Source organism: Burkholderia sp. MSMB1078WGS, assembly GCF_001528895.1.
Classification (GTDB): Bacteria; Pseudomonadota; Gammaproteobacteria; order Burkholderiales; family Burkholderiaceae; genus Burkholderia.
Window position 1 is genome coordinate 46,875 of sequence record NZ_LPDI01000070.1, and the last position, 25,618, is coordinate 72,492.

Genomic DNA, 25,618 nt, shown 5'->3' on the forward strand with positions numbered 1-25,618 from the left:
CCTGATTGATCCGATTGCGCGGAGGCCCATGCGCCGTCCCGCCCGGGCCGGTTCGGCCGCTCCGAGCCGGCCGACCGACCGTCCGGCCATTTCATAAGACGTACAGTTTTCCCGCGATACGCGACTCGCGCCGAACTGTACTCTTGTCCGCGCGTTCGATGTGTGTACTCGCCGCCAACTGTTCTTCTCTTAAGATTCGCTCATCAAGTGCACAGTGCCGCGGATCCAGCTGATTCGGAACCCTGCCGGCGCATCTTCAAGAGAGAGCCAGTGCGATGGAAAAGGCAAAACCGGAGGGAAAGATCAGGAATCACGACGGCCCGGTCGGCGGGCAAAACGCGTGCGTGTCGGATGCACATGGCGTGGCGGCGCGGCTGCGCCCGCCCGCGGGAGACGCACGATGAAACTCTATGAAAAACTCGCGGACGACATCGAGCGCCTGATTCGCCAGGGCGTGTACCGGCACGGCGACCGGATCCCGTCGGTGCGGCAGGCGAGCCAGCAGCACCGGATCAGCATCACGACCGTGCTGCATGCGTATCTGTTGCTGGAGAGCCGCGGGCTGCTCGAAAGCCGGCCGCAGTCGGGCTATTTCGTGAATCTGCGTCGCGACGACGGTCACGCGCCGGTGCGCGAGCTGAGGCCGTCGAAGCCGATCGCGATCTCGTCGTCGGTCGACGTGAGTCGGCTCGTGCTGTCGACGCTGCGCTCGATCGGCACGGACGACGCGGTGCCGCTCGGCTCGCCGTATCCGGACCCGAGCCTGTTTCCGTTCGAGAAGCTCAATCGCTACGCATACGCGGCGGGCCGCGACAAATCGCTGTGGGGCGTGACCGACGGGTTGCCGCCGGGCCACCCGCGGCTGATCCGGCAGATCGCGCGCCGCTACCTGGAAAACGGGATGTCGGTGGATCCGAACGAGATCATCGTGACGGTCGGCGCGACGGAGGCGATCAACCTGTGCCTGCAGGCGGTGGCGAAGCCGGGCGACACGATCGCGGTGGAATCGCCGACGTTCTACGCGATGCTGCACGCGATCGAGCGGATGGGGATGAAGGCGATCGAGGTTGCCACGCATCCGGAATACGGGATCGACATCGCGGCGCTGGCTGCGATCGCGAAGTCGCAGCCGATCGCCGCATGCATGGTGATGCCGAACTTCCAGAACCCGCTGGGCTTCCAGATGCCGGACGAGCGCAAGCGCGAACTGGTTGAGTTTGCAACCAAGGCCGGGATGCCGATCATCGAGAACGGCGTGTACAACGAACTGTATTTCGGCGACACGCACCCGAGCTCGCTGAAGTCGTACGACCGTAGCGGGATCGTGCTGCATTGTTCGTCGTTCTCGAAGAGCCTGACGGCCGCGTACCGGATCGGCTGGGCGCTGCCAGGCCGCTATCGCGATCAGGTCGAGAAGCTGAAATTCCTGAATACGCTCGCGACGCCGTCGTTGCCGCAACTGGCGATCGCGGAGTTTCTGGAACGGGACGGCTACGAGCATCACCTGCGGCGCTTGCGCAAGGCGTATGCGCAGCAGGCGAACCTGATGCGCGCGATGGTGTCGCGGTTCTTTCCGGAAGGCACGCGCATGTCGAGCCCGGCAGGCGGTTACGTGCTGTGGGTCGAGTTGCCCGCGCAGGTCGACGCGATGCGGTTGTATCAGCTCGCGCTGGAGCAGGGAATCACGATCGGGCCGGGCTACATGTTCTCGATCACCGACAACTACCGGAACTTCATCCGCCTGAACTACAGCAGCCCGTGGTCGCCGGAGATCGAGCAGGCGGTGATCGCGGTCGGGAAGCTGGCTGCGGCGTGCATGCGGTGAACGGGCGGGCGACGTGGATCGCGGGCGTCGGGACATGCCGCGTGCGATTCATGTCGTTCAACCCCAACCGGCTGCCGAAAACGACCGTGCGGCCGATCGCAGCCAACTGCAGAAGGCGTCGATTGGCGGCCGCGCGGTGGCCGCACGTGTCGTCAGCAGGTGGTAGCTGTAGGGCCCCCGCACCGGGTTGCCCGGCGCAATGGCCAACAGCCCCTGCCTGACCGCATCGGCGGCGAGGACGTCCGACGCCACGGCCACGCCCTGGCCCGCGATCGCGGCATCGAGCGTCAGATAGGTATGCGAAAAGCTCGGCCCCTGTCGCAAACGCGCCGTGCTCGCGTGCACGTCCTGCATCCGGCACCAGCGCACCCAGTCCACCTGCTCCGGAATGCGGGCCTCGTATTCGTCGTGCAGCAGGGTTGCACGCAGCACGTCGTCCACGGTGCGCAACGGCTTGCATAGCGACGGTTGGCCGACCGCGAGGAACGTCTCCGACATCAGCGTATCCGCGACGAGCCCCGGATAGGGGCCCAGACCCAGGCGGATCGCCACGTCCACGCGCTCGCGGCTGAAGTCGACGGCGGGTACCGAAGCCAGCAGGCGCACCTCGATATCGGGATGCAGCCGCCGGAACTCGCCCAGGCGCGGCATCAGCCAACGCGTGACGAACGACGGCATCGCGGTGACCGTGACCTCCGGCGAATCCGCGGCTTGCCGGATGCCGAGCGACGCGCGCTCGAGCTCGTCCATCAAGCGCTCGATTTCGACGAAGTACCGCCGTCCGATCTCCGTCAACTGGACGGACCGGGCGCCACGCATGAACAGCGGCGTGCCCAGCCACTCCTCCAGCAGCCGCACCTGATGTCCCACTGCACCGGAAGTGACGCATAGCTCGTCACCCGCACGGGCGAAGCCGCCATGGCGCGCAGCGGCCTCGAATGCACGCACGGAGAGCAGGGGCGGAAGTTGTCGTGGCATGGCTCAATCAAATTGCGGCTCAGTGTGGAAACGTTTGATTTGTTGCGCGGGAAATGCGTGCTTAATCTGGAAGCCTTCTGTCACGAGGCTCAGAAATAGTGGGCCATGCCATTTCCGGAGTCAACATGGATCTCAGCATTCACGGCGAGTCGAATCCCGCGCTCGCGTCGTCGTTTCGAAAGGTGCTCGTGCCCTGGGCGGTCCAGGGCGGGCTCAATCCGCCGGTCATCACGCATGCGCACGGATGCTACTTCTACGATACGAACGGCAAGCGTTACCTGGACCTCACCAGCGGCTATGTCGCGGTGTCGTTGGGTCATGGCCATCCGAAGGTGGTGCAGGCGATCCAGGCGCAGGCCGCGCGCATGTGCTCGGTCGCGCCCAGCTACTTCAACGACGTGCGTGCCGAATATGCGGAACTTCTGAACAGCGTTTCGCCGTGGCCGGAGGGGCTGCGCGTGCACTTCACCAGCGGCGGCGCCGAAGCGAACGACGACGCGGTGAAGATCGCGCGGCTGGTGACACGCCGGCCCAAGGTGCTGACCGCCTATCGGTCGTATCACGGCGGCACCCTCGGCGCGAGCGCGATGACGGGCGTGGACCGCTGGCGCGATCCGTTCCCGGCGCTGCCGGGCATGGTGAAATTCTTTGCGCCGTACCCGTACCGCAGCCCGTTCCATACGTCGGAGCCGGCCGAGGAGACCCGCCGCGCCCTCGATCATCTGGCGCGCATCCTTTCGCATGAAGGCGCGCAAAACGTGGCCGCGATCCTGATGGAGCCGATGACCGGATCCAGCGGTGTCGTCGTCTACCCGCCGGGCTATCTCGAAGGCGTTCGCGACCTGTGCGACCGGCACGGCATCCTGCTGATCTTCGACGAGATCATGACGGGCTTCGGGCGCACGGGGGCATCGTTCTGCGCCGAGCGCGTCGGCGTATTGCCGGACCTGATTTCGTTCGCCAAGGGGGCCAGCGCTTCGTACACGCCGCTCGGCGGTGTCCTGGTGCGCGAGCGCGTGGCCCGCCACTTCGATACGGAACTCTTCGACGTGGGCCACACGCATGCGGGCCACGTGCTGGCCGTCGCCGGCGGCCTCGCGGCGCTGAAGGTCTATCTTGAGGAGGGCTTGTTCGAGCGGGCGCGCGAGATCGAGGGCTGGCTGCGCGACGGTCTCGGCGAGCTGGCGGAGCGCCATCCGTCGGTCGGCGACGTGCGGGGCATGGGCGCCCAGTTCGGCATCGAGCTGGTGCGCGATCGCGAAACCCGGGAGCCGCTCGTCGAGTGGCACCACCCGGCGGGAGCGGCGCCGATGCGCGCGTTCTATGGCGAGTTGCTGAAGCGTGGCGTCCACGCGTACGGGCGCTACAACGTGGTGATCGTGACGCCGCCGTTCGTCATCTCGCGCACGGAGCTGGACGAGGGGCTCGACGCGCTCGATGCGGCGCTGACGGTGTTGGAGGCTGCGCGATGACCTGCGAGGACATTCCGTATCGCGAAGCGGATGGCGTGGTGGCGCGTGGTGAGGCATGAAGGACCGACATCGAAGCCGGCGTCGCGCGGGGTGACGTCATCCCCCCGTCACCGGCGGAAAGAACGCGACCTCGCTGTCCTCCCGCACGACGAATTCCCCGGTCACCATTTCGAGGTTCACGGCCGCGCGCACGGGGCGGTCCATCCGCAGCGCGTCGGCGCTGCGCGCGTCGCGCGCGGCCAGCGTGCCGCGCAGCGCGTCGACGGTGAGTTCGCGCGCATCGATCTCGACGGTTTCCTCGTCGAGATCGAGTCGTTCGCGAATGCTTGCGAAATATTTGATCGTCAGTTTCATTGCGATGTCTCTATCAGGAGCGGCGGAATCGGAAAACGCGAAGCGACCGCGATCAGCCCCAGCGCCGCATCGCCTGGTCGTCGTGCGCCTTCGCCTCGACCCAGCCGGATTCGCCGTCGTGCCGGATCTCCTTCTTCCAGAACGGCGCATGGGTCTTCAGGAAATCCATCAGGAATTCGCACGCATCGAACGCGGATGCGCGATGCGCGGCGGCGACCACGACGAGCACGACGGGCTGGCCGAGCGGAATGCGGCCGACGCGGTGCACGATCCTGACCGCTTCGAGCCGCCAGCGCGCAGTCGCTTCCTCGACGATGCTCCACAGTGCCTGTTCTGTCATCGTCGGGTAGTGCTCGACTTCCAGTGCGACGACGTCGTCGACGTCGCCTTCCTTGCGCACGACCCCAAGAAAATTCACGACCGCACCGACATTCGGATTGCGAACGATCGGCGCAAGCTCCGCGCCCGCGTCGATCGGCGCATGCTGCACGCGCACTTCGAATCCGGCGGCAATGGCGGGCGCCGATTCGGGATGCGGCGCGGCTGCATCGACGGGCGGCGCGCTGCCGGCACGCAGCGGATCGTCCGGCAGCCCGGCGCGGGATTCGGTGAAGGTCGTCATGACAGGTTCTCCAGTGGACGGCGCATCCTGTGTCGCGCGGCGGCCCGTCAGCCGCCGACGAGCGACATGCGCACGGTCGGATAGGTCTTGCCCGGCGCGCGGGCCGGCCGTGCGGCCCGGCGCTCGGAATAGCGGTCGTCGCGCTGCGTCCAGCATGTGCGCACGGCGGCGGCGAGATCGCCGGCCGACACCGCATCGCCGAGCCACGGCCGCAGGTCGGTGCCTTGCATTGCGAACAGGCACGTATACAACTGGCCGTCGGCCGACACGCGGGCGCGCGAGCAGGTACCGCAAAACGGATGCGACACGCTCGCGATGAAGCCGACTTCGCCTGCGCCGTCGATGTGCGCGCAACGGATCGCGGTGGCGTCGTGCCCCGGTTCGCCGACCAGCACGAGCGGGTAGTGTGCGTCGATCAGCTCGCGCATCCGCGCGGCCGGCACGACTTTGTCGCCGGACCAGAAGCTTGCGCCGCCGACATCCATGTATTCGATGAAACGCACGGCCACGCCCGTGTGCCGGAAGTGCCGCACGAGCGGCAGGATCTGATCGTCGTTGACGCCGCGCTCGATCACCGCGTTGACCTTCACCGGCGCGAGCCCGGCCGCATGCGCGGCCTCGATGCCGGCCAGCACGCGCGACACCGGCACGTCGGCGTCGCTCATCCGGCGGAACACCGCGTCGTCGAGCGCATCGAGGCTCACGGTCACGCGCGACAGACCCGCATCGCGCAACGCGCGTGCCTTCGCGGCGAGCAGCGAGCCGTTGGTCGTCAGCGCGATTTCGACGGGCTTGCCGTCGACGGTCGTCAGCGCGGCAAGCCGTTCGATCAGCGCTTCGAGATGGCGGCGCAGCAGCGGCTCGCCGCCCGTGATGCGGATCTTCTCGACGCCGAGCGACGTGAAGGCGCGCGCGATCTTTTCCAGTTGCGCGAACGACAATCGTTCGGACGACGGCATGAACGCGTAGTCCGCGCCGAAACTTTCGCGCGGCATGCAGTAGCCGCAGCGGAAATTGCACTGGTCGATGACGGACAGGCGCAGGTCGCGCAACGGACGGCCGAGCGTGTCGGACGGCCGGGAGAAAGCGCCGGGCGATGCGCCGCCGGACGAAGCGGCGACGGCCGGCGCGGCGGAAACGATGGCATTCACGATCGGGTCGTCGGCCTGCATGAAGTAAGCGGAGGGGCATCGCCACCCGGCCGTGCGGGTGCCGACGTGTCGGCGCACAGGTCGTGACGAGCCTCATCGTGAGCATAGTCCGGCGGGTTTTTCCGGCAGAGACACAATCGTGCCCGAATTGCAGGAATACAGTTCGCCGCGCGGGACGCGCGACGAGCGCGGCGAATGGCGCGAATGCGTTGCGCCGGGCGGGTAGTCGGCGTCGTGCTCATGCGAGCCAGTGCGTGAATTCGTAGTACGGAACCGTGTCGCCGCGCGCGATGGCGCGCCCGGCCGGCAGCCGCGCGAGCCCGCTGGCCAGCACGAGCGACTGCAGCGTGCCGGCGCCTTGCTGGCGCAACGTATCGAGTACGGGCGCGCCATCGGCACCCACCGTACGGCGCACGCGCACGAAGCGCTCGCGCTGCGCATCCGGCTCGAAACCGGTGTCGATCGGCAGCGACGGCACGATCGGCACGCACGCGTCGCGCCCCTGCAGGCGGCGGATCAGCGGCGCGACGAACAGCGCGAACGTCGTCATCGCGGCGCCCGGATTGCCGGGCAGCAGCACCACTGGCCGCGTATCGAGCCGCGCGAGCGCGACCGGCTTGCCGGGCTTCATGCGCACGCCGGCGACGATGAACGACGCGCCGAGCGCGGCCAGCGCGGGGCGCAGCAGGTCCTTGTCGCCGACCGACGCGCCGCCGACGCAGATCACGAGGTCGCAGTGCGCGTGCAGGTCGCGCAGTGCCCGATCGACGGCGGCCGCCGTATCGGCCGAATGCATGCACATCGCGACGTCGGCGCCGGTACTCGCGACCAGCGCAGCGAGCATTGGTGCGTTGCTGTTGTAGATCTGCTGTGGCGCACGCGACTGGCCGCATGCGACCAGTTCATCGCCGGTCGTCAGGATGCCGACGCGCAGTGCCGCGCGTACGTCGATCCGCGCCAACCCTTGCGCGGCGGCCACGCCGACGTGCATCGCGCCCATCCGCACGCCGGCCGGCACGAGCCGATCGCCGGCGCGCACTTCCTCGCCACGGCGGCGGATGTGCGACCCGCTGCGTTCGGGCGTGTCGAACGTGACGCCGCCGTCCCGTTCGTGCGCATGCTCCTGCATCACGACGGTGTCGGCGCCGGGCGGAATCAGGCTGCCGGTGAAGATGCGTGCGGCCGTGCGCGGCGCCAGCGGCGCCGGCATGTCGCCGGCATAGCAGCGCTGCGCGACGCGCAGCGGCTCGCCGTGTGCGAGGTCGGCGTACCGCACGGCGTAGCCGTCCATCGCGCTCTGGTCGGCCGGCGGCTGGTCGAGCACCGCGGTCAGCGGCGCGGCCAGCACGTGGCCGGCCGCTTGCGCGACGGGCACGGACGCGGCGGCCTCGAGCGGCGCGAATGCGCAGGCGAATTGCTGCTGCGCGGCATCGAAATCGAACAGGTGTTTCAGTTTCATGACGAGTGGGCCGGGTGCGCCGGTGGGTCGAGGTGAACGGCGGCGGGCGACACGTATTCGACGAAGCCGTCGTTGCGGCAGAAACCGAGTAATCGCACGCCGGCTTCGCGGGCGACGTCGATCGCGAGCGACGTCGGCGCCGAGATCGTCGCGAGCATCGGGATGCCGACCCGCGCGGCCTTGCGCACCAATTCGTAGCTCGCGCGGCTCGACAGGAACACGAAACCGGCGCGCAGGTCGGCGCGGCGGCGCGCGAGCCGCCCGATCAGCTTGTCGAGCGCGTTGTGGCGGCCGACGTCCTCGAACACGTCGAGTACGGCGCCGTCGCGGTCGCACCACGCGGCCGCGTGGATGCCGCCCGTCTCGCGCATCAGCGTCTGCCGGGCCGGCAACGCACGCGCGGCGCGCGCGATCGCGTCGGCGCCGATGCCCGCGGCCGTGCCGGCGGCCGCGATCCGCGGCGGCTGCAGGTCGAGCTGCGCGATGCTTTCGATGCCGCACACGCCGCAGCCCGTGCGGCCGGCCAGCGCGCGGCGGTGCGCCTTCAGCGCCATGAACGCCTGCTGCGACACGGTGAGCCGCACTTCGGCGCTGCCGGGCCGGCATTCGCTTTCGACGTCGAAGACGTCCGACGCGCGCTCGACGATGCCTTCGCTCAACGCGAAGCCGAGGCCGAACGCGTCGAGGTCGATCGGCGTCGCCATCATGACAGTGTGCGCGATGCCGTTGAACACGAGTGCAACCGGGGTTTCGTCGACGACGCGATCGACGGTGTCGCACGCGTCGCCGGCGCGATGGCGCGTCACCTGACACGCGGTGCTGCCGGTCGGATCGTCGCGGTGGGTCATGCAGGTTTCTCCAGGCGGGGCGGCCGGCGGGCCGGCCGGGTACGGCGCATGCGCCGAACGACGGGAATCGATGCCGCCGGGCGGGCGCCGAAGGGCGCGCGACCGCCGTGGGCGGGCGTTGCATGACATGTTAAGCGGGGTGAACAGTGCGCCGCAGGCACAGCGCCGCCACGCGGAAAGCAGTACAGCTGACCGTCCCGTGGGCACGGAATATGTTTTCCGTGCACACATCTTCGGCGGCGCCAGCAGCACAGTTTCAGCGCACGTTCGAGTGATTGCGAGTATCGTTGCAAACGCGATATCGTCATTCACGCTTCGATGCCATGCGAGTGACAGCTTGTGTTCGCATGTGTTGTCGCCAAGTCGTCGCGCGATTTCCTGCTTCGGGCGTACGTCCTCACAACCACGAGCAAATTACGGTCATGGAAATCTTCGATGCGTTCCATCTCGCCCGATTGCAATTCGCATTCACGGTGTCGTTCCACATCGTGTTCCCCGCGATCAGCATCGGCATGGCGAGCTTCCTGGCGGTGCTGGAATGGCGCTATCTCGTCACCGGCGACGCCGCCTACAAATCCATGTTCCAGTTCTGGTCGAAGATCTTCGCGATCGGCTTCGGCATGGGGGTGGTCTCCGGCGTCGTGATGGCGTACGAGTTCGGCACCAACTGGGCCGGCTTCTCGCGCGTCGCGGGCAACATCACGGGGCCGCTGCTCACGTACGAAGTCCTGACGGCGTTCTTCCTCGAAGCCGGCTTCCTCGGTGTGATGCTGTTCGGCTGGCAGCGCGTCAGCCCCCGCGCGCACTTCTTCGCGACGCTGATGGTCGCGGTCGGCACGCTGATCTCGACGTTCTGGATTCTCGCGTCGAACAGCTTCATGCAGACGCCGCAAGGCTACAAGATCGAGAACGGCCTCGTCGTGCCGGTCGACTGGTTCAAGATCATCTTCAACCCGTCGTTCCCTTACCGTCTCGTGCACATGACGATCGCGGCGTTCATCGTGGCGGGCTTCATCGTCGCCGCGTGCGGCGCGTGGCACCTGTTGAAGGGGCGCCGCGACGAGCCGGTGAAGCGCAGTTTCTCGATGGCGCTGTGGATGCTGCTGGTGCTCGCGCCGATCCAGATCGTCGTCGGCGACGCGCACGGGCTGAACACGCGCGAATACCAGCCGGCGAAGATCGCGGCGATCGAGGGGCTGTGGGAAACCGAGAAGGGCGGCACCGCGCTGAACCTCGTCGGGCTGCCCGACATGCAGGCTGAAACCACGCGCTATGCGATCCAGGTGCCGCACCTCGGCAGCCTGATCCTCACGCACAGCTGGGACGGCGAGATTCGCGGGCTGAAGGAATTCCCGCCCCAGGACCGCCCGTATTCGCCGATCGTCTTCTGGACGTTCCGGATCATGGCCGGCCTCGGGATGCTGATGCTGCTGACCGCGCTGCTCGGGCTACTGCTGAGAAAGGGCGGGCGCCTGTACGAGACACGCTGGTTCCAGTGGTTCGTGGTGGCGATGGGGCCGTCGGGCATCGTCGCGTTGCTCGCCGGCTGGATCACGACCGAGGTCGGGCGCCAGCCGTGGACCGTCTACGGCGTGCTGCGCACCGTCGATTCGGTCGCGCCGCTCAGTGCGCAACAGGTCGGCGTGTCGCTGCTGATCTTCGTGGTCGTGTACTTCCTGGTATTCGGAACGGGGATTTACTACATGATGAAACTGATGAAGCGCGGGCCGGCTGCCCAGGCCGGTTACATCGAGCTGCACCGGCATCCGGGGCTGCGCAAGAGCGCGCTGTCCACGCCGCTGAACGTCACCGAGGCGGAGTAACCATGCACATCGATCTTCCTGTCGTCTGGGCCGCGATCATCGGCCTCGGCGTATTCATCTACGTGATGCTGGACGGCTTCGATCTCGGCATCGGGCTCATGTTTCCGTTCTTCGACGCGAAGGCCGAGCGCCAGGTGATGCTCGACACCGTCGCGCCGGTGTGGGACGGCAACGAGACGTTCCTCGTGCTCGGCGGCGCGGGCCTCTACGGTGCGTTCCCGGTCGTGTATTCGACGCTGCTGCCGGCCAACTACCTGCCGCTGGTGCTGATGCTGGTCGGGCTGATCTTCCGGGGCGCCGCGTTCGAGCTGCGCGCGAAAGCCACCCGCACGCAGCACATGTGGGACCTCGCGTTCATCGGCGGCTCGGCGCTTGCGGCGTTCTGCCAGGGGATCGTGCTCGGTTCGCTGCTGCAGGGCATCAGGATCGAGAACAACCGGTTCGCGGGCGGGCCGTTCGACTGGCTGTCGCCGTTCAGCATGCTGTGCGGGATCGGCGTGCTCGTCACCTATGCGACGCTCGGCTGCGGCTGGCTGATCCTGAAGGTCGACGGCGAACTGCAGCGCAAGATGCGGTTGCTGATGAAGCCGCTCACGGGCGTGCTGCTCGCGGTGATGGGCGTGGTCAGCCTGTGGACCGTGATCGGGCTGCCGGCCGTCGCGCACCGCTGGTTCGGCAGCGGCAACCTCGGCTGGTTCCTGCCGGTGCCGATCCTCGTCGTCGCATGCGTGTGGGGCATCTTCCACTCGGTGAAGCGTGCGCACGAGGCCACGCCGTTCCTGCTGACGCTCGCGCTCGTGTTCCTCGGCTACACGGGGCTCGTGATCAGCATCTGGCCGAACATCGTGCCGCCGTCGCTGACGATCTGGGATGCGTCGTCGAGCCATTCGAGCCAGTTGTTCGCGCTCGTCGGCACTGTGATCGTGCTGCCGATCATCCTCGTGTACAACGCGATGCAGTACCGCGTGTTCCGCGGCAAGGTGCGCGAGGGCGACATCGGCTATCACTGAGCGGCAAGCGATGTGACGGGTGTGGCGCGGGCTGGCGTATCATCGCGCGCAGCGCGGCGCCCGACCCGGCACCCGACCGAACAGCGGCCCGCCACGCGCGGGCCGTTGCACATCGGGTGCGGGCGCAACGGGTTGCGTATTCCTTTGGCAGTCGAGAAAACATCATGATCGTCAGACCACGACAGAACTGGCTCCGGATGCTGTTCGTATGGAACGGCTCCGTGCTGCAATCGATCATTCCGCAACTCGTGTTCATGGCGATCGTCAGCACGCTGGCGGTCTTCACGAACGGACGCATCTTCGGCGAGAAGATTCCGCTCAACACCGCGCCTTTCACGCTGTTCGGGCTTGCGCTCGCGATCTTCCTCGGGTTTCGCAACAACGCGAGCTTCGAGCGCTTCAAGGAGGCGCGGCATCTGTGGGGCAACCTGCTGATCGCCGCACGCGCCGTGACATCGCAACTGCATCGCTACCTGCCCGACAGCGTGAGCGACGCCGAGCGCAACCGGCTCGCCGATCTGCTGATCGCGCTCGCGTATGCGTTGAAACATCAACTGCGTCATACCGATCCGACCGACGATCTGCTGCGCATTCTCGGAGCGGAGCGCACGGCCGCGCTCGGCGGCAAATGCTACAAGCCCGTCGCGATCCTCGACGAACTGCGCGGCGGCATCGTCCGTGCGCTGGGGCGCGCGCCCGGCAGCGACGCGACCTGCTGGATGTTCGAGACGCAACTCGACGAGCTCGGCAAGTCGGTCGGCGGTTGCGAGCGCATCCTGTCGACGCCGATCCCGTTTTCGTACAGCGTGCTGCTCCATCGCACCGTGTATGCGTATTGCGTGCTGCTGCCGTTCGGGCTCGTCGATTCGACGGAGTTCTTCACGCCGCTGATCTGCGTGTTCATTTCCTACACGCTGATCGCGCTCGAGGCGATCGCGAACGAAGTGGCCGAGCCGTTCGGCCTCGCGCCGAATGCGCTCGCGCTCGATGCGATGACGCGCACGATCGAGCGGTCGGTGCTCGAACTCGGCGATCGACCGATGCCCGAGGAGTTCGTGCCGGCGTCGACGTATCAGATCACGTAGGGGCTGGGTCGGTAGTGCAGTCAGCGGTGAGGTTGATCGGTCGGATCGGTGACGAGTGTGTAGACTCGGGCTCGTTCAATGGAGCCAACACCATGCAACTTCTCGATCACGTGTCGATCAGTGTGCCGGATATCGACCGGGCACGCCCCTTCTACGATGCCGTCATGGCTGCGCTGGGCGCAACCAAGGTCTATGACCGGCCCAATGCGCTCGGCTATGGCGAACGTTGCAGCGCGAATGACCCTGCATCGACTTTTCTGGCGGTGTATCTGGATCCCGCCGAAGTCGGCGCGAGCAAACGGCACTGGTGTTTCAAGGCCGTATCCCGCGAGCAGGTGCATGCGTTTTTCGAGGCTGGCCTGTCCGCGGGCGGGCAGGCCGACGGCAACCCTGGATTGCGGCCGCAGTACCACGGCGACTACTACGCGGCTTTTCTCGTCGATCCGGCCGGCAACCGGGTCGAGGCCGTGTGTCATGTGGCGGGGGCGGTGCGCGAGGGGGCGTGACGGCGCTGCTCAATCGAAATACGTCAGCCCCATCGCTCCCTTCACCTCCGCGAGCGTCGCCCCCGCCACTTCCCGCGCGTGCAGCGTGCCGCGCTTCAGGATCGCCATCACTTCCGCCTTGTCGGCCTCGAACTCGCGGCGGCGCGTGCGGATCGGCTCGATCAGCGCCTGCAGCCGCTCGTTCAGCACGCGCTTGACCACACTATCGCCGAGGCCGCCGCGGCGATAGTGGGCCTTCAGCTCGTCGACCTTCGCGACGTCCGGCTCGAACGCGTCGAGGAACGTGAACACGACGTTGCCTTCGACCTGGCCCGGGTCGCTCACGCGCAGGTGATTCGGATCCGTGTACATGTCCTTCACGGCCTGCGCGATCTCGTCAGGCGTCGAGCCGAGCGTGATCGCGTTGCCGAGCGACTTGCTCATCTTCGCCTTGCCGTCGATGCCCGGCAGCCGCGTGACCGACGACAGCACGGCCTCGCACTCGACCAGCACCGGCTGATCGACGGTCGCGTTGAAGCGGCGTACGAGTTCGTTGGTCTGCTCGATCATCGGCAACTGATCGTCGCCGACCGGCACATGGGTCGCCTTGAACGCGGTGATGTCCGCTGCCTGGCTCACCGGGTAGGTCAGGAAGCCGGCCGGGATGTCGCGCTCGAACCCGCGCAGGCGGATTTCTTCCTTGATGGTCGGATTGCGTTCGAGGCGCGCGACCGTGACGAGGTTGAGCAGGTATTGCGACAGCTCGGCGAGTTCGGGCACCTGCGACTGCACGACGATCGTCGAGATCGCCGGATCGATGCCGACGGCGAGGTAGTCGAGCGCGACCTCGATCACGTTGTCGGTCACGCGCTGGCGGCGCCCCATGTTGTCGGTCAGCGCCTGCGTATCGGCGAGCAGCAGGAATTGCCGCGCTTCGTGCTGCATCTGCACGCGGGCGCGCAGCGAACCGATGTAGTGGCCGAGGTGCAGCGGGCCGGTCGTGCGGTCGCCGGTGAGGATGGTCGGGCGGGTGGGTTGCGTCATGGTCGTCGTGGGCTCCGGGTTGTCGAAGCCGCTAGCGATGACGTCAGCGCAGAAACGCCAATGCCGCCATCGCTGGCGGCATCACGTTTGGGACATGCAAAAGGAAACGGGCCGCCTGGGTCAGGCGCGCCACCAGCAATGTGCGATCGGCGGGGTGGGTCGGGTTTCCATCGCGCAAGTATAGCGCAGTGCGTGGGCGGACGCGTACGTCAGCGGATCACCGATTCCATCGCGAGGTAGGCGGTTTCGGCGGACGGCCACAGCAGGTACAGCAGGCCGGCCATCAGCAGCAATGCGCCGGCGCGGACGAACGGCGTGCGGTCTTTCTCGCGTGGGGGACGGGTGGGCTGCTTCGATTTCTTCATGCTTGCAGGCGCGGGGCGCGCCACTCCAACGGTTACTGCAACGGGTCGCGCGGGGCGAGCCGGGGTATGACGGGTTTTACGGGGCAGGGGTGCTGTCCGGGGCTCGGGTCGTCCGGGCCCAGCGCGAAGTTTACCAGCCGCGGCGACGTGAAAAAGGGGACGGTTGAGAGGCCGTGCCGGCTGCCCGCGTCAAGGTGACCGGCATCCTACCAGTTCGATGGGCCGGACACAGTCAAGAATTGTCGGGAGGGCGCGGCCGGCGCGCTGCGACCGTCGACTTCACAGACACGTCGCATGGTTCGTCCCTGCAACAGTCCCGCCGAAATTTCCGGCCGGGCCGTCGCACATCCTTTTCCCGGAGAACCTCATGCGATATCCATTGCAGCACGCCGATCAGCCCGCCGTCGCGCGGCGTCCATCCGAACCGGAACCTCACGCACCCGTGCCGCGGGCGGCTCTCGAGGAGGTGTGAGCGATGAGCAACGACACACTCGACCCGCTGCTGCGCCAGTTTGCGGAGAAGCGCCTGGGCCGGCCGCTCGAGCCGGGCGAAGAGCAGGCGCTGCTTGCGCGGCTGCCGAGCCGGCAGGGGAACCCGTCGGCGCCCGCCGCCCTCCCGGCCACGCAGGCGAGCGCCGCGAAACCGCCCTTGCCGCAGTTGAAAACCCGGCGCGAGGCGCGCGAACAGATCAAGCATTTTCTGCAGCTCAACCAGCAAAAGGCGTACGAGAAGATGCGCGGCATCCTGCAGACGATCGACACGCAGAACGAGACGACCCTCGGCATGCTGGCGTCGGAACAGCAGAAGGTGTCGGGCGTACTCGACGCGCACGCGCCGGGCGACGACGCGGGGGCCTCAGGCGCGGCGGAGATCCAGGACAGCACTCGCGAGGCGCTGACGATGATCGGGGAACAACTGACGGGCCTGATCCGGCAGGAAATCGAAACCTGCTTCCGCCAATACGGCGATGCGCTCGCGGAACGGCTCGCCGAACGGCTCGCCGTCAGGCTCGACGCGATGGAGGACCGGTTGCGAAGCATCGGCGTCGATCCGGTCGAACCGTCCGAACCCACCGCTGCGGTTCACGATACGCCCGGCCCAGCGTCCATGGAGTAGCACGCGGGTCATGCGGCCGAACGCGAAACCGGCCGGCCCCGTGTGCGACCTCTCAACTACGTGAACCAAGGAGCAACAAATGGCTGATACGTGTCAAGTGTGCCAGGTCAATCCCGCGATTACCGATGCGGTCACACAGGTCAACGTCAAGGTGGTCGCGGAAGCGCCGGCAATGGCGATGGGCTCGCTGTACCAGGCCCAGAGCCATTCGCTCAGCATCCTGTTCGAGAACGCGGTGCAGCAGCAGTCGCAGGCCGCGATCCAGTCGCAAACGTCGACGAACGTGGGGACGATGCAGCTCTACACGATCGGGCCGGAAAGCGCGGGCGCGGCCGCCACGGAAATCGGCGCGAACGGGATCATTTCCATTCTGGCCGACGTGATCGCGATCGGGAAAGCAGTGGCCCGGCCGTAAGGCGTCATCGCAGCACCGTGGTTGAAGCGGCGGAGCAAGCGGCACGCGCTGCCGATACCGCCGCCGAGCCGCGGATCCATAGCATGACCGCCAGCGCCTGACCAGGTGCCGTGCGGTTCCGGAGCAAACGACGGAACGGGCAGAGCCGATTCGATGCGGTGCCCGTTCGCGAACCAGGAGAAATACGATGCCGAATGACGCAAACGACTCGAAGGACCCCTGCAAGACTTGTACGGTCAACGCCGCGATCACCGACGCGGTCACGCAGACCAACGTCAAGGTGGTCGGCGAAGCGCCCGCGATGGCAACGGGCTCGCTGTACCAGGCCCAGAGCCATTCGCTCAGCGTGCTGTTCGAGAACGCGGTGCAGCAGCAGTCGCAGTCCGCGGTGCAACTGCCGACCTCGACGAACGTGGGCACGATGCAGCTGTACACGCTCGGGCCGGCGAGCGCCGGCGCCGCCGCGACGGAAATCGGCTCGAACGGCGTGCTGTCCGTACTGGCTGACGTGCTCGCGCTCGGCAAGGCGCTGGCCTGACGCGTAAGCCGGCGTCGGCGCCGGGCGGTGGCCCCGATCGCGGTGGCTGCCGCCCGGCGCACGGCGTCGTGTCGACGCCCGTGGCGGCGGGACGCCCTGCCGCGCATCGACGGCGCCGATCGACCCACTCACGCTTTCGCCATGACTGCGCCGCAGCGGCGCGCACACCAGGAGCAACGACATGCCGGAACAGGTTTCCCCTGCGATGACCGATGCAGTCACGCAAGCCAACGTCAAGGTGGTGGGCGAAGCGCCCGCCGTGGCCTTGGGCACGCTCATGCAGTCGAACAGCCATGCGTCCGCGATCCTGCTTCACAACGCGGTGCAGATGCAGGCGAACCAGGCGGCGTCCAATCTCGCCGCCACGACCGTCGGCATCATGCAACTCTATGCCGGCTCGCCGGTGGCGCTGGCCAGCGCGGCGCGGTCGGCGAACGACAACTTCGTATCGCAACTGGCCGCCGTCGCGCAGTTGATGAACGCCATCGGCCACGGGCGCGGCTGACCCTTACGGCGCGCCGCGCAACCCGGCGCGCGCAAACCTGTCCGCCCGGCCGCGCTGCGTGACGCACGCGCTGCCGGGCAGGGTGTCAATTGGCGTCGGCGATGGTCCGGAGCTGCTCCGGTTTCTCGATCGTCACGCCGTGTTCGTGTAGCCGGATCAGGCCGTCGCGCTGCATCTTCTGCAGGCTGCTGTTCAGCCGCGGCCGGCTGACGTTGAGCATCGCGGCGAGGATGCTCTGGCTCTCCGGCAGCGGCACCTCGAGACCATTCCCTTGCATGCGGTTCAGCAGATGGCGCGCGAGCCGTGCTTCGAGCCGGTACAGGCACGCCGATTCGACGAAGTCGCTCAACTGGTGAATGTGCCGGCACAGCTGGTCGTGGATGCGCGCCATGAATTCCGCGTTGGCCTGCAGCGGCGCGAAGTGCTGGCGATGCAGCAGCAAAACGCGGCAGTCGGGGCTCAACTGGGCGGTGAAGCTGCGCCGGTGCGCGCGAATCAGCGTGTTTTCGCCGATGAGGTCGCCCGGTATGGCGTGGCCGAGAATGATCTCGCGGCCGCCGGGTTCGTGCAGCGTCTTGTAGACACGGCCATGGCGCACGAACGCGACGAAATCCTCCGGATCGCCCTTGAAGAACAACAGGCGATTGCCGTGTTCGGGCCAGGGTGTGACATGCCGCTCGATGTGGGCGAGCAGACTTTCCGGGAGATCGGTCAGTATCGGTATATTGCGCAGCGTTTGAGCGTCAGCAAGGGCAGGCATGTTTTCCGCGCGAGGTTGTTTGACGATGCGGCCACCTAGCGAAAAACGCTGCCTTCGGCATTACGTGAAAAATGAATAACGAAAGAATTGAAATAATCGGCAGGTAGTCCGGACAGGGCGGCACTTCGGCGGCACGCGCGCTTGATCGACCGACATGGAAAGCAGCATGCCGACGCACGGACGCATCGCGGCGGTAGTCGTTCTTTTTCATCGCAATGCCGTTATTCGGTCAGGCCCGGCGGCGCATCTGAAACGACGGATTCGGGCTATGCCGGTGAATTAAAATTTCCGTTCATAATAATCAAGAAAATTTACCGAAACCGATTATCGTTATATCGGTGTTACGCGGGTAACAGCGCCATTCCCGGCATCGAATCGATTCTGTGTTTTCCATAAAAAAAGGAAGACACGGGATGACAACCTCGAACCAGCACGCTGCCCCGACGCCCGAGTCTTCGGCGCAGCAGCTCGATCGCACGTGGCGGGAAATGCAGGGGAAATTGCGGCGTCGCGCGCGCCTGTTGTGCAAGGGCGATATTCACCGTGCCGACGAACTGCTTTCCGATACCGCGCTCAAGGTCCACATTTACCTGCAGCGCTCGCCCGAGCGCGTCCGGAACCTCGCGGGCTTTCTCTTTCTGGCGCTGAATCACGCATTCCTCGATGGCGCGCGCCGCCGTCTGCGAGAAAGCGGCATGCTCGAATTCGACCCGGCCTGGGACGACGATCATGCCGTCGAGCTGGCCGGCCACGCGCCGTCGGTGGAGCAGCAACTGCTGCTTCGGCAACAGCTGATGCGCCTCGAGCAGGCGCTGTCGATGCTCTCCCCGCAGCAGCAAATGCTGTTCACGCTGAAGTTCGAGGAGGACCGGCCCTATCTGCACATCGCCGCGACGCTCGGGATCAACGAGCCGCTTGCCAGAAAACGCGTCGAGCTGCTGCGCAAGAAATTGCGCGAGGAACTCGCGTGAGCGCGTTCACGAATGCAGGCAGCCAGCGTTCCTAACGGCATGCACGGCGTCGATGGCCTGCCGGCCCGCCCGTCCCTTCAATCGCATGCCGGAGCCGAGATCCGAGGAGGCCTCGTGGCAGACAAAGTCAATGAGCAGATTACCGACGCGCTGACGCAGACCAACGTGAACGTCGTCGCGGGGTCGCCGGCCCAGGCGCTGGGCATGCTTTACCAGATGTTCAGCCAGGCCGTCGGCATCTCGGCGCAGAACATGACGCAGCAGCAGGCGGCGCTGAACCAGATTTCGAACGCCGTCGTGTCGAAGGCGGTGGCCATGATCCTGTCCGTCGAGGCGTCGCCGAAGCCGCCATCGGGCGGCGCGGCGCTGCCCGCGGCGGGCGGGCCGCAGACGGGTTCCACGCATTAGGACGCGACGACTATCGGGACACCTAAGTCATGAACATGAAAGGTCTTTTGGACGGACGCGGAGCAGGCGCGACGCAAGCGCCGGACGACATCGCTAACGCCGCAGCCGAAGCAACGACGCAGGCCGATGCCGCGCCGCAAGCCGCTGCTTCGGCAGCCGGCAAGCGCGCGTGGCCGATCAACCGGCTGCGCAGGTTCACCGACGCGCTGAAGGCGCCGGACCAGATCGCGGGTGCGAGAGGGGCCGCCAACTCGGCATTGCAGACGGTGCAGGCGATCAACGCGGAGGCGGCGTCCTACGCGACGACCCAGATATCCGTCGGCCCGAACATGATGATCACGCAGGCGGGCGGCATGGTCGCGCAGGCGGCGGCCAACTACTTCGAGGCGTCGACGTCGCTGGCGATCGCGGGCAAGAGCGTGCTGATGAAGGATCTCGCGCAGAAGACCATCGACGAGGACGTGAAAGGCATGGCGATGGATGCGGTGGGCCTGCTGTTGACGGACCTGTTCGTCGCGACCGCGGCGGTCGTTGCGGGCGCCGCGGAAGCGATCGAAGGGGAGGCCGCGAGCGTCGCGCTCGACAGAATCGACGAGAGTCTGCAGAAGTATCAGGCGCTGCTGGACAAGAAGGGCACGTAGCGCACCTGGCGCACGCAGGGCGCGGCGCCGATGACGAACGTCGCGGGCAATCGCGTCGTGCGAACCGCGGGGCGATCGCCTGCCGCGCGTGCAGAGACACAGTATCGATCGACACGACCCGCCGGGCCGTCAGGCCCGATGCGGGATGTGAGCGGCGGGCGCGACGCACGTTCCGGGTCGAACGCGTCGCGGCCCGCTACCGGCAGTCATGTCCAGTCATGAGAGGAACCTATGTCCTACATCATTCAGCACGTAAACGGTCCCGCGCCGCTGGCGGTTGGCGAGCGCAAATGGGGCGATGCGACGGAAATCGATTTCGGCGCGATGACGAGCTGCATCGCGCTCGTCGAGCAGACGCCGGGCCAGCCGACGCTGGTGCGCGGGATCCATTTGTCGATCGTCAGCCCCGACGGCACGAAGGTCTACGACACGGCCGCGGATGTCGCCGGACAGGTCGAGACGATCATGCAGCAAAGCGGCGACATGCGTGCGTGCCTCGGGCGTATCGACCTCTGGCAGGCCAGCACGTCGCAAGAGGTGCAGGATTTCTTCGTCGCGTTGATGATGAGCCTCGACATGACCGACTGGGTGCAGGTGCCGGACGGCAACCTGCGGGTGCGGATCGACGGCGGCGTGATGCAATATCGGCAGGGCACCGGCGCCTGGACCAACGTGTAGCCGGCACCGTCCGCGCAAACCGGCGCCCGCGATGCGCGCGGGCGCCGGCGACATACCGCTCGATGGCATCGACTGTCGGGTCGATCGCGTCGACGCATCCGTTTTTTTGGCGCCGATACGCAGGTGTCGGACCGTCCCCGGCCGGCATGCCGCTTCGGACTGCGTGCAGGCACGTCGCTCGCCACCGGCCCCCGCCCCAGCTTTTTGCTCGTCAACACCAACAAAAAACCTCGTTTCGCCCCACGCAGCCTGTCAGCAGAATGTCTCCATTCCCACTCACGCGACCCCGCGCGTCGCATGAGCCGCACTTCAGAAGGAGACAGCCGTGGCAGTCGAAACAACCGCAATCGATACGCTCGTCGTCGGCGCCGGGCAGGCCGGCGTGGCCATGAGCGAGCATCTGGGCAAGCTGGGCGTGCCCCATCTCGTGCTGGAGCGCGACCGTATCGCCGAACGCTGGCGCACCGGGCGCTGGGATTCGCTGGTCGCGAACGGCCCCGCATGGCACGACCGGTTCCCGGGCCTCGAATTCGACGGTCTCGATCCCGACGCGTTCGCATCGAAGGACCAGGTCGCGGACTACTTCGAAGCGTATGCGCGCAAGTTCGACGCGCCGATCCGCACCGGCGTCGAAGTGAAGAACGTGGTGCGCAACACGGGCAAGCCGGGCTTCGTCGTCGAGACGTCCGACGGCACGATCGAGGCGAACCGCGTGGTGGTCGCGACGGGGCCGTTCCAGCGCCCGGTGATTCCGCCGATCGCGCCGGACGACGCGCACGTCGTGCAGATTCACTCCGCCGACTATCGCAACCCGGGCCAGCTTCCGGCCGGCGCGGTGCTGGTGGTCGGCGCGGGTTCGTCGGGCGTGCAGATCGCCGACGAGCTGCAGCGTGCGGGCCGGCAGGTTTACCTGTCGGTCGGGCCGCACGATCGCCCGCCGCGTGCGTATCGCGGCCGCGACTTCTGCTGGTGGCTCGGCGTGCTCGGCGAATGGGACAAGGAAGTCGCGACGCCCGGCCGCGAGCACGTGACGATCGCGGTGAGCGGCGCGCGCGGCGGCCATACGGTCGATTTCCGCGCGCTCGCGAACCAGGGCGTGACGCTGGTCGGGCTGACGAAGTCGTTCGACGGCGGCGTGGCCGTGTTCGAACGCGATCTCGCGACCAATCTCGCGCGCGGCGACGAGAACTACCTGTCGCTGCTCGACGCGGCCGATGCGTATGCGGCTCGCAACGGCCTCGACTTGCCGGAAGAGCCGGACGCACGGCGCATCCTGCCGAACCCCGACTGCGTTACGCATCCGATCCTCACGCTCGATCTCGCCGTCGCAGGCATCACGTCGATCGTCTGGGCCACGGGCTATGCGGTCGACTACGGCTGGCTGAACGTCGACGCGTTCGGGCCGAACGGCAAGCCGCAGCACCAGCGCGGCGTGTCGAAGGAGCCGGGCATCTATTTCCTCGGGCTGCCTTGGCTGTCGCGACGCGGCTCCAGCTTCATCTGGGGCGTGTGGCACGACGCGAAGCACATCGCCGATCACATCGTCACGCAGCGCAAGTACCTCGCGTATCACGACGCGTCGCAGCGCCGCGCGGCCGCGCAAGCGGCGCGGCCCGACACACGCCTGCTCGCCGAAGCGGCGAACTGATTACCTGACGAACAGACCCATCCCGCCGCGTCGCGACGGCTTCCGGCGTGGCGGGCGACCCCACCGACACTCGAAGGATCTCGATGAGCCAGCCTACCCATACGCGTATCCGGATGTTCAACACGAAGGATACCTATCCGAACCAGACGCTCGACAACGACCTGTGCCAGGCCGTGCGGGCCGGCAACACCGTCTACGTGCGCGGCCAGGTCGGCACCGATTTCGACGGCAACCTGATCGGCCTCGGCGACGCGCGCGCGCAGGCCGAGCAGGCGATGAAGAACGTCAAGCAGTTGCTCGAGGAAGCCGGTAGCGACATCACGCATGTCGTGAAGACAACGACCTACCTGATCGACCCGCGTTATCGCGAACCCGTGTACCGGGAAGTCGGCAAGTGGCTGAAAGGTGTCTACCCGATCTCGACGGGGCTCGTCGTCTCCGCGCTCGGGCAGCCGCAGTGGTTGATGGAGATCGACGTGATCGCGGTGATTCCCGACAACTGGCAACCGAGCCACGCATAGGGGGCGACATGACTTTCTCCATCGTCGGGCGCTGCCCGGAGACGGGCCAGCTCGGGATCGCGATCAGTTCGTCGAGCATCGCGGTGGGCGCGCGCTGCCCGTGGGTGCGCGCGGGCGTCGGCGCCGTCGCGACGCAGAACATCACGCTGCCGGCGCTCGGGCCTCAGATTCTCGACCTGATCGAACACGACCTGCTCGCGCCTGCCGCGGCGCTCGACCGCGCGTTGAGTGCGAACGGCTGGAGCCAGTACAGGCAGGTCACGGCGATCGACGGGCAGGGGCAGACGGCATGCTTCACCGGCAAGGAGGCGCTCGGCACGCATCACGCGGTGCAGGGCGAACAATGCGTGGCGGCCGGCAACCTGCTGGCGGCGCCCGCCGTGATCGACGCGATGGTGCGGGCCTTCGAGCAGGCGTCCGGCTTGCTCGCCGACAGGTTGCTGGCCGCGATGCACGCGGCCATCGCGGCCGGCGGCGAGGCCGGCCCGGTGCATTCGGCCGCGTTGAAGGTGGCCGGCGACGTGACCTGGCCGATCGTCGACCTGCGCGTCGACTGGGCCGACGCCGATCCGATCGGGCAGCTCGATGCGCTATGGCGCGCGTATCGACCGCAGATGCAGGACTACCAGACACGCGCGCTGAACCCGACCGCCGCGCCGAGCTACGGAGTGCCGGGCGATGAGTGATCCGTCGAGCCGCGCGTTGCTCGAACGGCTGATCGGCTTCGCGACGGTCAGCCGCGATTCGAATCTCGAGATGATCGGCTTCATCCACGACTATCTCGCCGGGTGGGGTGTGCAGAGCGAACTGTTCTACAACGCGGAACGCACGAAGGCGAGCCTGTATGCGACGATCGGCCCGCGCGATCGCGGCGGCGTCGCGCTGTCGGGGCACACCGACGTGGTGCCGGTCGACGGGCAGGCGTGGACGGTCGAGCCGTTCCGGCTGACCGAGCGCGACGGCCGGCTGTACGGCCGCGGCACGACCGACATGAAGGGCTTCATTGCGTCGGTGCTCGCGGCCGTTCCGGCGTTCGCCGCGCGACCGCTGAGCCTGCCGGTGCATCTCGCGTTCTCGTATGACGAGGAAGTCGGCTGTCTCGGTGTGCGGCCGATGCTTGAACGACTCGCCGCGTGCGAACATCGTCCGCGGATGTGCCTGATCGGCGAGCCGACCGAACTGAAGCCGGTGCTCGGTCACAAGGGCAAGCTCGCGATGCGCTGCCACGTGAAGGGTGCCGCGTGCCACTCGGCCTACGCGCCGTCGGGCGTCAACGCGATCGACTATGCGGCGAAGCTGATCGGCCGGCTCGGCGAGATCGGTGCGGCGCTCGCGCGGCCGGAACGGCACGACGGCCGCTTCGATCCGCCGTTCTCGACCGTGCAGACGGGGTTGATCAAGGGCGGCCGCGCGCTGAACATCGTGCCGGCCGAATGCGAATTCGATTTCGAGGTGCGTGCGCTGCCGGATTTCGATGCGCACGACGTGCCGAGAACGCTGCAGGACTATGCGGAATCCGAACTGTTGCCGAGGATGCGCGCGGTGCAGCCCGATACCGACATCCGGCTGCAGCCGCTCGGCGCGTATCCGGGGCTGGCGACCGCGCCGGACAGCGAGGCCGCGCGCCTGCTCGCGCTGCTGAGCGGGTCCGACGCGTTCGGCACGGTGGCGTTCGGCACCGAGGGCGGGCTGTTCGGGCAGGCCGGCATTCCGACCGTCGTGTGCGGGCCGGGCAGCATGGATCAGGGGCACAAGCCCGACGAGTTCGTCACGCTCGAGCAACTGCATGGTTGCGACGCGATGCTGGGCCGTCTGGTCGCGTATCTCTCGTCCGCCGCCTGAACGGGCGGCCGGCACGCATGCGCCGCGCCCGACGGCGCGCGTGTCTTCCACATCCCGTTCCCGATCGTCGACCTTGCCGCCGCTATCGAGCCGATGGCGGCGATTGCGCCGGTTGCGCGACGATCTGCGCGAGCCGCTCGCGGCAGAAATCGACGAACGACTGCGCCTGTTTCGTGAGCTGACCGCGCTTCAGCCGTGCGCTCACGAGCCCGGACGGGCTGACCGTTTCGCTGAGGCCGATCGTCACGACACGCTGGCCGTCGTACGTATATTCGGAATGCGGGCGCGTGACGAGCAGCGAGAAACCGAAGCCGCGACCGACCATCCCGCGCACCATCTCGATCGACGGCGAGCCGAACACGATGTTCGGCGTGAGCCCGAGCTCGTGAAACAGGCTGACGAAATACGTGCGGCTCGGCTGCACGTCGAGCAGGATCATCGGCTCGACGCACAGGTCGCGCAGCGACACGTGCGTCTGGCCCGCGAACCGGTGGTGCTCCGGCAGCAGCACGTACGGCTGCTGCGGCGGCATCAGCGGCTCGGTTTCGATCGTGCCGTCGAGATCGTGGTCGTACATCAGCGCGAGATCGAACGTGCCGGACGTCAGCCCCTGCACGAGTTCCTGCTGGTCGCCGTCGCGCAGCCGGATGTTCACGCCCGGATAGCGCTCGCGAAAACCCGCGATCAGTTGCGGCAGGTAGAGCGGCGCGACCGTCTCGAAGCAGCCGATGTCGATCTGCCCGGTTATCACGTCGTTGTCGGCGAGCGCGTTCTGTTCGAACTCGTGCGCGATGCGCAGCAGTTCCTGCGCTTTCCGGTAGAAGCGCGTGCCGCTCGGCGTCAGCGACACGCCCTGCGCGTGGTGGCGAATGAACAGCTTCACGCCGAAGCTCTCTTCCAGCCCCTTGATCGCGCTGGAAATCGACGGTTGCGCGATGAAGAGCTGACGCGATGCCTCGGCAACGCTGCCGGATTCGACCGTCGTGACGAAGTATTTCAGTTGCCGCAAAGTGTAGTGAGCCACAAGCACCCCTGATGCCCGGCCCCGGCGTG

The 25,618-nt window shown here is 67.0% G+C and carries 28 protein-coding genes; 18 read left to right on the forward strand and 10 right to left on the reverse strand.

What is annotated here, in order from left to right; all coding sequences use genetic code 11:
* The first annotated feature begins 400 nt into the window (after positions 1-400).
* On the forward strand, positions 401-1,825 hold the full coding sequence (locus WT24_RS16865; RefSeq protein WP_060035031.1) for a PLP-dependent aminotransferase family protein: 1,425 nt from the start codon (positions 401-403) through the stop codon (positions 1,823-1,825).
* A gap of 57 nt (positions 1,826-1,882) precedes the next feature.
* Here the strand turns inward: WT24_RS16865 and gcvA are convergent, their stop codons facing one another.
* Positions 1,883-2,803, reverse strand: coding sequence for a transcriptional regulator GcvA (gene gcvA / locus WT24_RS16870; RefSeq protein WP_059502961.1), 921 nt, complete (start codon positions 2,801-2,803; stop codon positions 1,883-1,885).
* 98 nt (positions 2,804-2,901) lie between these two features.
* Here gcvA and WT24_RS16875 point away from each other — a divergent pair, with 98 nt between their 5' ends.
* Positions 2,902-4,275 carry an aminotransferase class III-fold pyridoxal phosphate-dependent enzyme gene (locus WT24_RS16875; protein ID WP_257127502.1) on the forward strand — a complete coding sequence of 458 codons (1,374 nt, stop codon included), beginning with the start codon at positions 2,902-2,904 and terminating at the stop codon, positions 4,273-4,275.
* A gap of 96 nt (positions 4,276-4,371) precedes the next feature.
* On the opposite strand, the gene moaD is transcribed toward WT24_RS16875, so the two are convergent.
* The 5 genes from moaD to fdhD form a co-directional block, all read right to left on the reverse strand.
* Positions 4,372-4,629: a molybdopterin converting factor subunit 1 gene (gene moaD / locus WT24_RS16880; RefSeq protein WP_059502959.1), complete on the reverse strand. Its 258-nt coding sequence runs from the start codon at positions 4,627-4,629 to the stop codon at positions 4,372-4,374.
* A gap of 52 nt (positions 4,630-4,681) precedes the next feature.
* Entirely contained in the window at positions 4,682-5,251 is a 570-nt protein-coding gene (locus WT24_RS16885; protein WP_060035037.1) for a molybdenum cofactor biosynthesis protein MoaE, read from the reverse strand.
* Between the two features lie 47 nt (positions 5,252-5,298).
* The gene (gene moaA, locus WT24_RS16890; RefSeq protein ID WP_060035040.1) at positions 5,299-6,423 is read right to left on the reverse strand and encodes a GTP 3',8-cyclase MoaA; all 1,125 of its coding nucleotides are present in this window, start codon (positions 6,421-6,423) and stop codon (positions 5,299-5,301) included.
* Positions 6,424-6,640: 217 nt separating this feature from the next.
* Positions 6,641-7,855 (reverse strand): gephyrin-like molybdotransferase Glp, encoded by a 1,215-nt coding sequence (gene glp, locus WT24_RS16895; protein ID WP_082742206.1) that lies wholly within the window; start codon positions 7,853-7,855, stop codon positions 6,641-6,643.
* Positions 7,856-7,857: 2 nt separating this feature from the next.
* Positions 7,858-8,709, reverse strand: a complete 852-nt coding sequence (gene fdhD, locus WT24_RS16900) for a formate dehydrogenase accessory sulfurtransferase FdhD (protein WP_059789337.1) — start codon at positions 8,707-8,709, stop codon at positions 7,858-7,860.
* A 422-nt stretch (positions 8,710-9,131) separates the two neighbouring features.
* On the opposite strand from fdhD, the gene WT24_RS16905 reads away from it, so the two are divergent.
* From WT24_RS16905 to WT24_RS16920, 4 genes are all read left to right on the forward strand, one after another.
* Complete coding sequence (locus WT24_RS16905; protein WP_059502953.1) at positions 9,132-10,532, forward strand: cytochrome ubiquinol oxidase subunit I; 1,401 nt, start codon at positions 9,132-9,134, stop codon at positions 10,530-10,532.
* A 2-nt stretch (positions 10,533-10,534) separates the two neighbouring features.
* Entirely contained in the window at positions 10,535-11,542 is a 1,008-nt protein-coding gene (cydB, locus tag WT24_RS16910) for a cytochrome d ubiquinol oxidase subunit II (RefSeq protein WP_059502951.1), read from the forward strand.
* A 164-nt stretch (positions 11,543-11,706) separates the two neighbouring features.
* Positions 11,707-12,627, forward strand: coding sequence for a bestrophin family protein (locus tag WT24_RS16915; protein WP_060035043.1), 921 nt, complete (start codon positions 11,707-11,709; stop codon positions 12,625-12,627).
* Between the two features lie 92 nt (positions 12,628-12,719).
* The gene (locus tag WT24_RS16920) at positions 12,720-13,133 is read left to right on the forward strand and encodes a VOC family protein (RefSeq protein ID WP_060035046.1); all 414 of its coding nucleotides are present in this window, start codon (positions 12,720-12,722) and stop codon (positions 13,131-13,133) included.
* A gap of 9 nt (positions 13,134-13,142) precedes the next feature.
* Here the strand turns inward: WT24_RS16920 and trpS are convergent, their stop codons facing one another.
* Together trpS and WT24_RS34915 are read right to left on the reverse strand one after the other, a co-directional pair.
* Positions 13,143-14,156, reverse strand: coding sequence for a tryptophan--tRNA ligase (trpS, locus tag WT24_RS16925; RefSeq protein WP_059502944.1), 1,014 nt, complete (start codon positions 14,154-14,156; stop codon positions 13,143-13,145).
* Between the two features lie 209 nt (positions 14,157-14,365).
* The gene (locus WT24_RS34915; RefSeq protein WP_179949362.1) at positions 14,366-14,521 is read right to left on the reverse strand and encodes a hypothetical protein; all 156 of its coding nucleotides are present in this window, start codon (positions 14,519-14,521) and stop codon (positions 14,366-14,368) included.
* 475 nt (positions 14,522-14,996) lie between these two features.
* On the opposite strand from WT24_RS34915, the gene WT24_RS16930 reads away from it, so the two are divergent.
* The 4 genes from WT24_RS16930 (at position 14,997) to WT24_RS16945 (ending at position 17,096) form a co-directional block, all read left to right on the forward strand.
* On the forward strand, positions 14,997-15,638 hold the full coding sequence (locus tag WT24_RS16930; protein WP_060035049.1) for a hypothetical protein: 642 nt from the start codon (positions 14,997-14,999) through the stop codon (positions 15,636-15,638).
* 79 nt (positions 15,639-15,717) lie between these two features.
* Complete coding sequence (locus tag WT24_RS16935; RefSeq protein ID WP_006498417.1) at positions 15,718-16,053, forward strand: RebB family R body protein; 336 nt, start codon at positions 15,718-15,720, stop codon at positions 16,051-16,053.
* A 187-nt stretch (positions 16,054-16,240) separates the two neighbouring features.
* Positions 16,241-16,591, forward strand: coding sequence for a RebB family R body protein (locus WT24_RS16940; protein ID WP_059502941.1), 351 nt, complete (start codon positions 16,241-16,243; stop codon positions 16,589-16,591).
* Positions 16,592-16,772: 181 nt separating this feature from the next.
* Positions 16,773-17,096, forward strand: a complete 324-nt coding sequence (locus WT24_RS16945; protein ID WP_034209304.1) for a RebB family R body protein — start codon at positions 16,773-16,775, stop codon at positions 17,094-17,096.
* 85 nt (positions 17,097-17,181) lie between these two features.
* Here WT24_RS16945 and WT24_RS16950 read toward each other — a convergent pair whose 3' ends face one another.
* Complete coding sequence (locus tag WT24_RS16950; protein WP_060035053.1) at positions 17,182-17,856, reverse strand: Crp/Fnr family transcriptional regulator; 675 nt, start codon at positions 17,854-17,856, stop codon at positions 17,182-17,184.
* 413 nt (positions 17,857-18,269) lie between these two features.
* Here WT24_RS16950 and WT24_RS16955 point away from each other — a divergent pair, with 413 nt between their 5' ends.
* The 8 genes from WT24_RS16955 to argE all read left to right on the forward strand — a co-directional run bounded on the left by WT24_RS16955 (position 18,270) and on the right by argE (position 24,565).
* Entirely contained in the window at positions 18,270-18,827 is a 558-nt protein-coding gene (locus WT24_RS16955) for an RNA polymerase sigma factor (protein ID WP_059789340.1), read from the forward strand.
* A gap of 114 nt (positions 18,828-18,941) precedes the next feature.
* Positions 18,942-19,235 (forward strand): RebB family R body protein, encoded by a 294-nt coding sequence (locus WT24_RS16960; protein WP_059789341.1) that lies wholly within the window; start codon positions 18,942-18,944, stop codon positions 19,233-19,235.
* A gap of 29 nt (positions 19,236-19,264) precedes the next feature.
* A complete protein-coding gene (locus tag WT24_RS16965) occupies positions 19,265-19,876 on the forward strand; it encodes a hypothetical protein (protein ID WP_060035055.1) in 612 nt (203 codons plus the stop codon).
* A 231-nt stretch (positions 19,877-20,107) separates the two neighbouring features.
* Positions 20,108-20,554 (forward strand): hypothetical protein, encoded by a 447-nt coding sequence (locus WT24_RS16970; protein WP_060035057.1) that lies wholly within the window; start codon positions 20,108-20,110, stop codon positions 20,552-20,554.
* Positions 20,555-20,879: 325 nt separating this feature from the next.
* Positions 20,880-22,202 carry an NAD(P)/FAD-dependent oxidoreductase gene (locus WT24_RS16975; RefSeq protein WP_060035059.1) on the forward strand — a complete coding sequence of 441 codons (1,323 nt, stop codon included), beginning with the start codon at positions 20,880-20,882 and terminating at the stop codon, positions 22,200-22,202.
* A gap of 83 nt (positions 22,203-22,285) precedes the next feature.
* Positions 22,286-22,723: a RidA family protein gene (locus tag WT24_RS16980; protein WP_034209298.1), complete on the forward strand. Its 438-nt coding sequence runs from the start codon at positions 22,286-22,288 to the stop codon at positions 22,721-22,723.
* A gap of 8 nt (positions 22,724-22,731) precedes the next feature.
* The gene (locus WT24_RS16985; RefSeq protein WP_060035061.1) at positions 22,732-23,409 is read left to right on the forward strand and encodes a DUF1028 domain-containing protein; all 678 of its coding nucleotides are present in this window, start codon (positions 22,732-22,734) and stop codon (positions 23,407-23,409) included.
* On the forward strand, positions 23,402-24,565 hold the full coding sequence (gene argE / locus WT24_RS16990) for an acetylornithine deacetylase (protein ID WP_060035062.1): 1,164 nt from the start codon (positions 23,402-23,404) through the stop codon (positions 24,563-24,565). Before WT24_RS16985 ends, argE begins: the two co-directional genes overlap by 8 nt.
* A gap of 82 nt (positions 24,566-24,647) precedes the next feature.
* Here the strand turns inward: argE and WT24_RS16995 are convergent, their stop codons facing one another.
* Entirely contained in the window at positions 24,648-25,589 is a 942-nt protein-coding gene (locus tag WT24_RS16995) for a LysR substrate-binding domain-containing protein (protein WP_059789346.1), read from the reverse strand.
* Between the last annotated feature and the right edge of the window lie 29 nt (positions 25,590-25,618).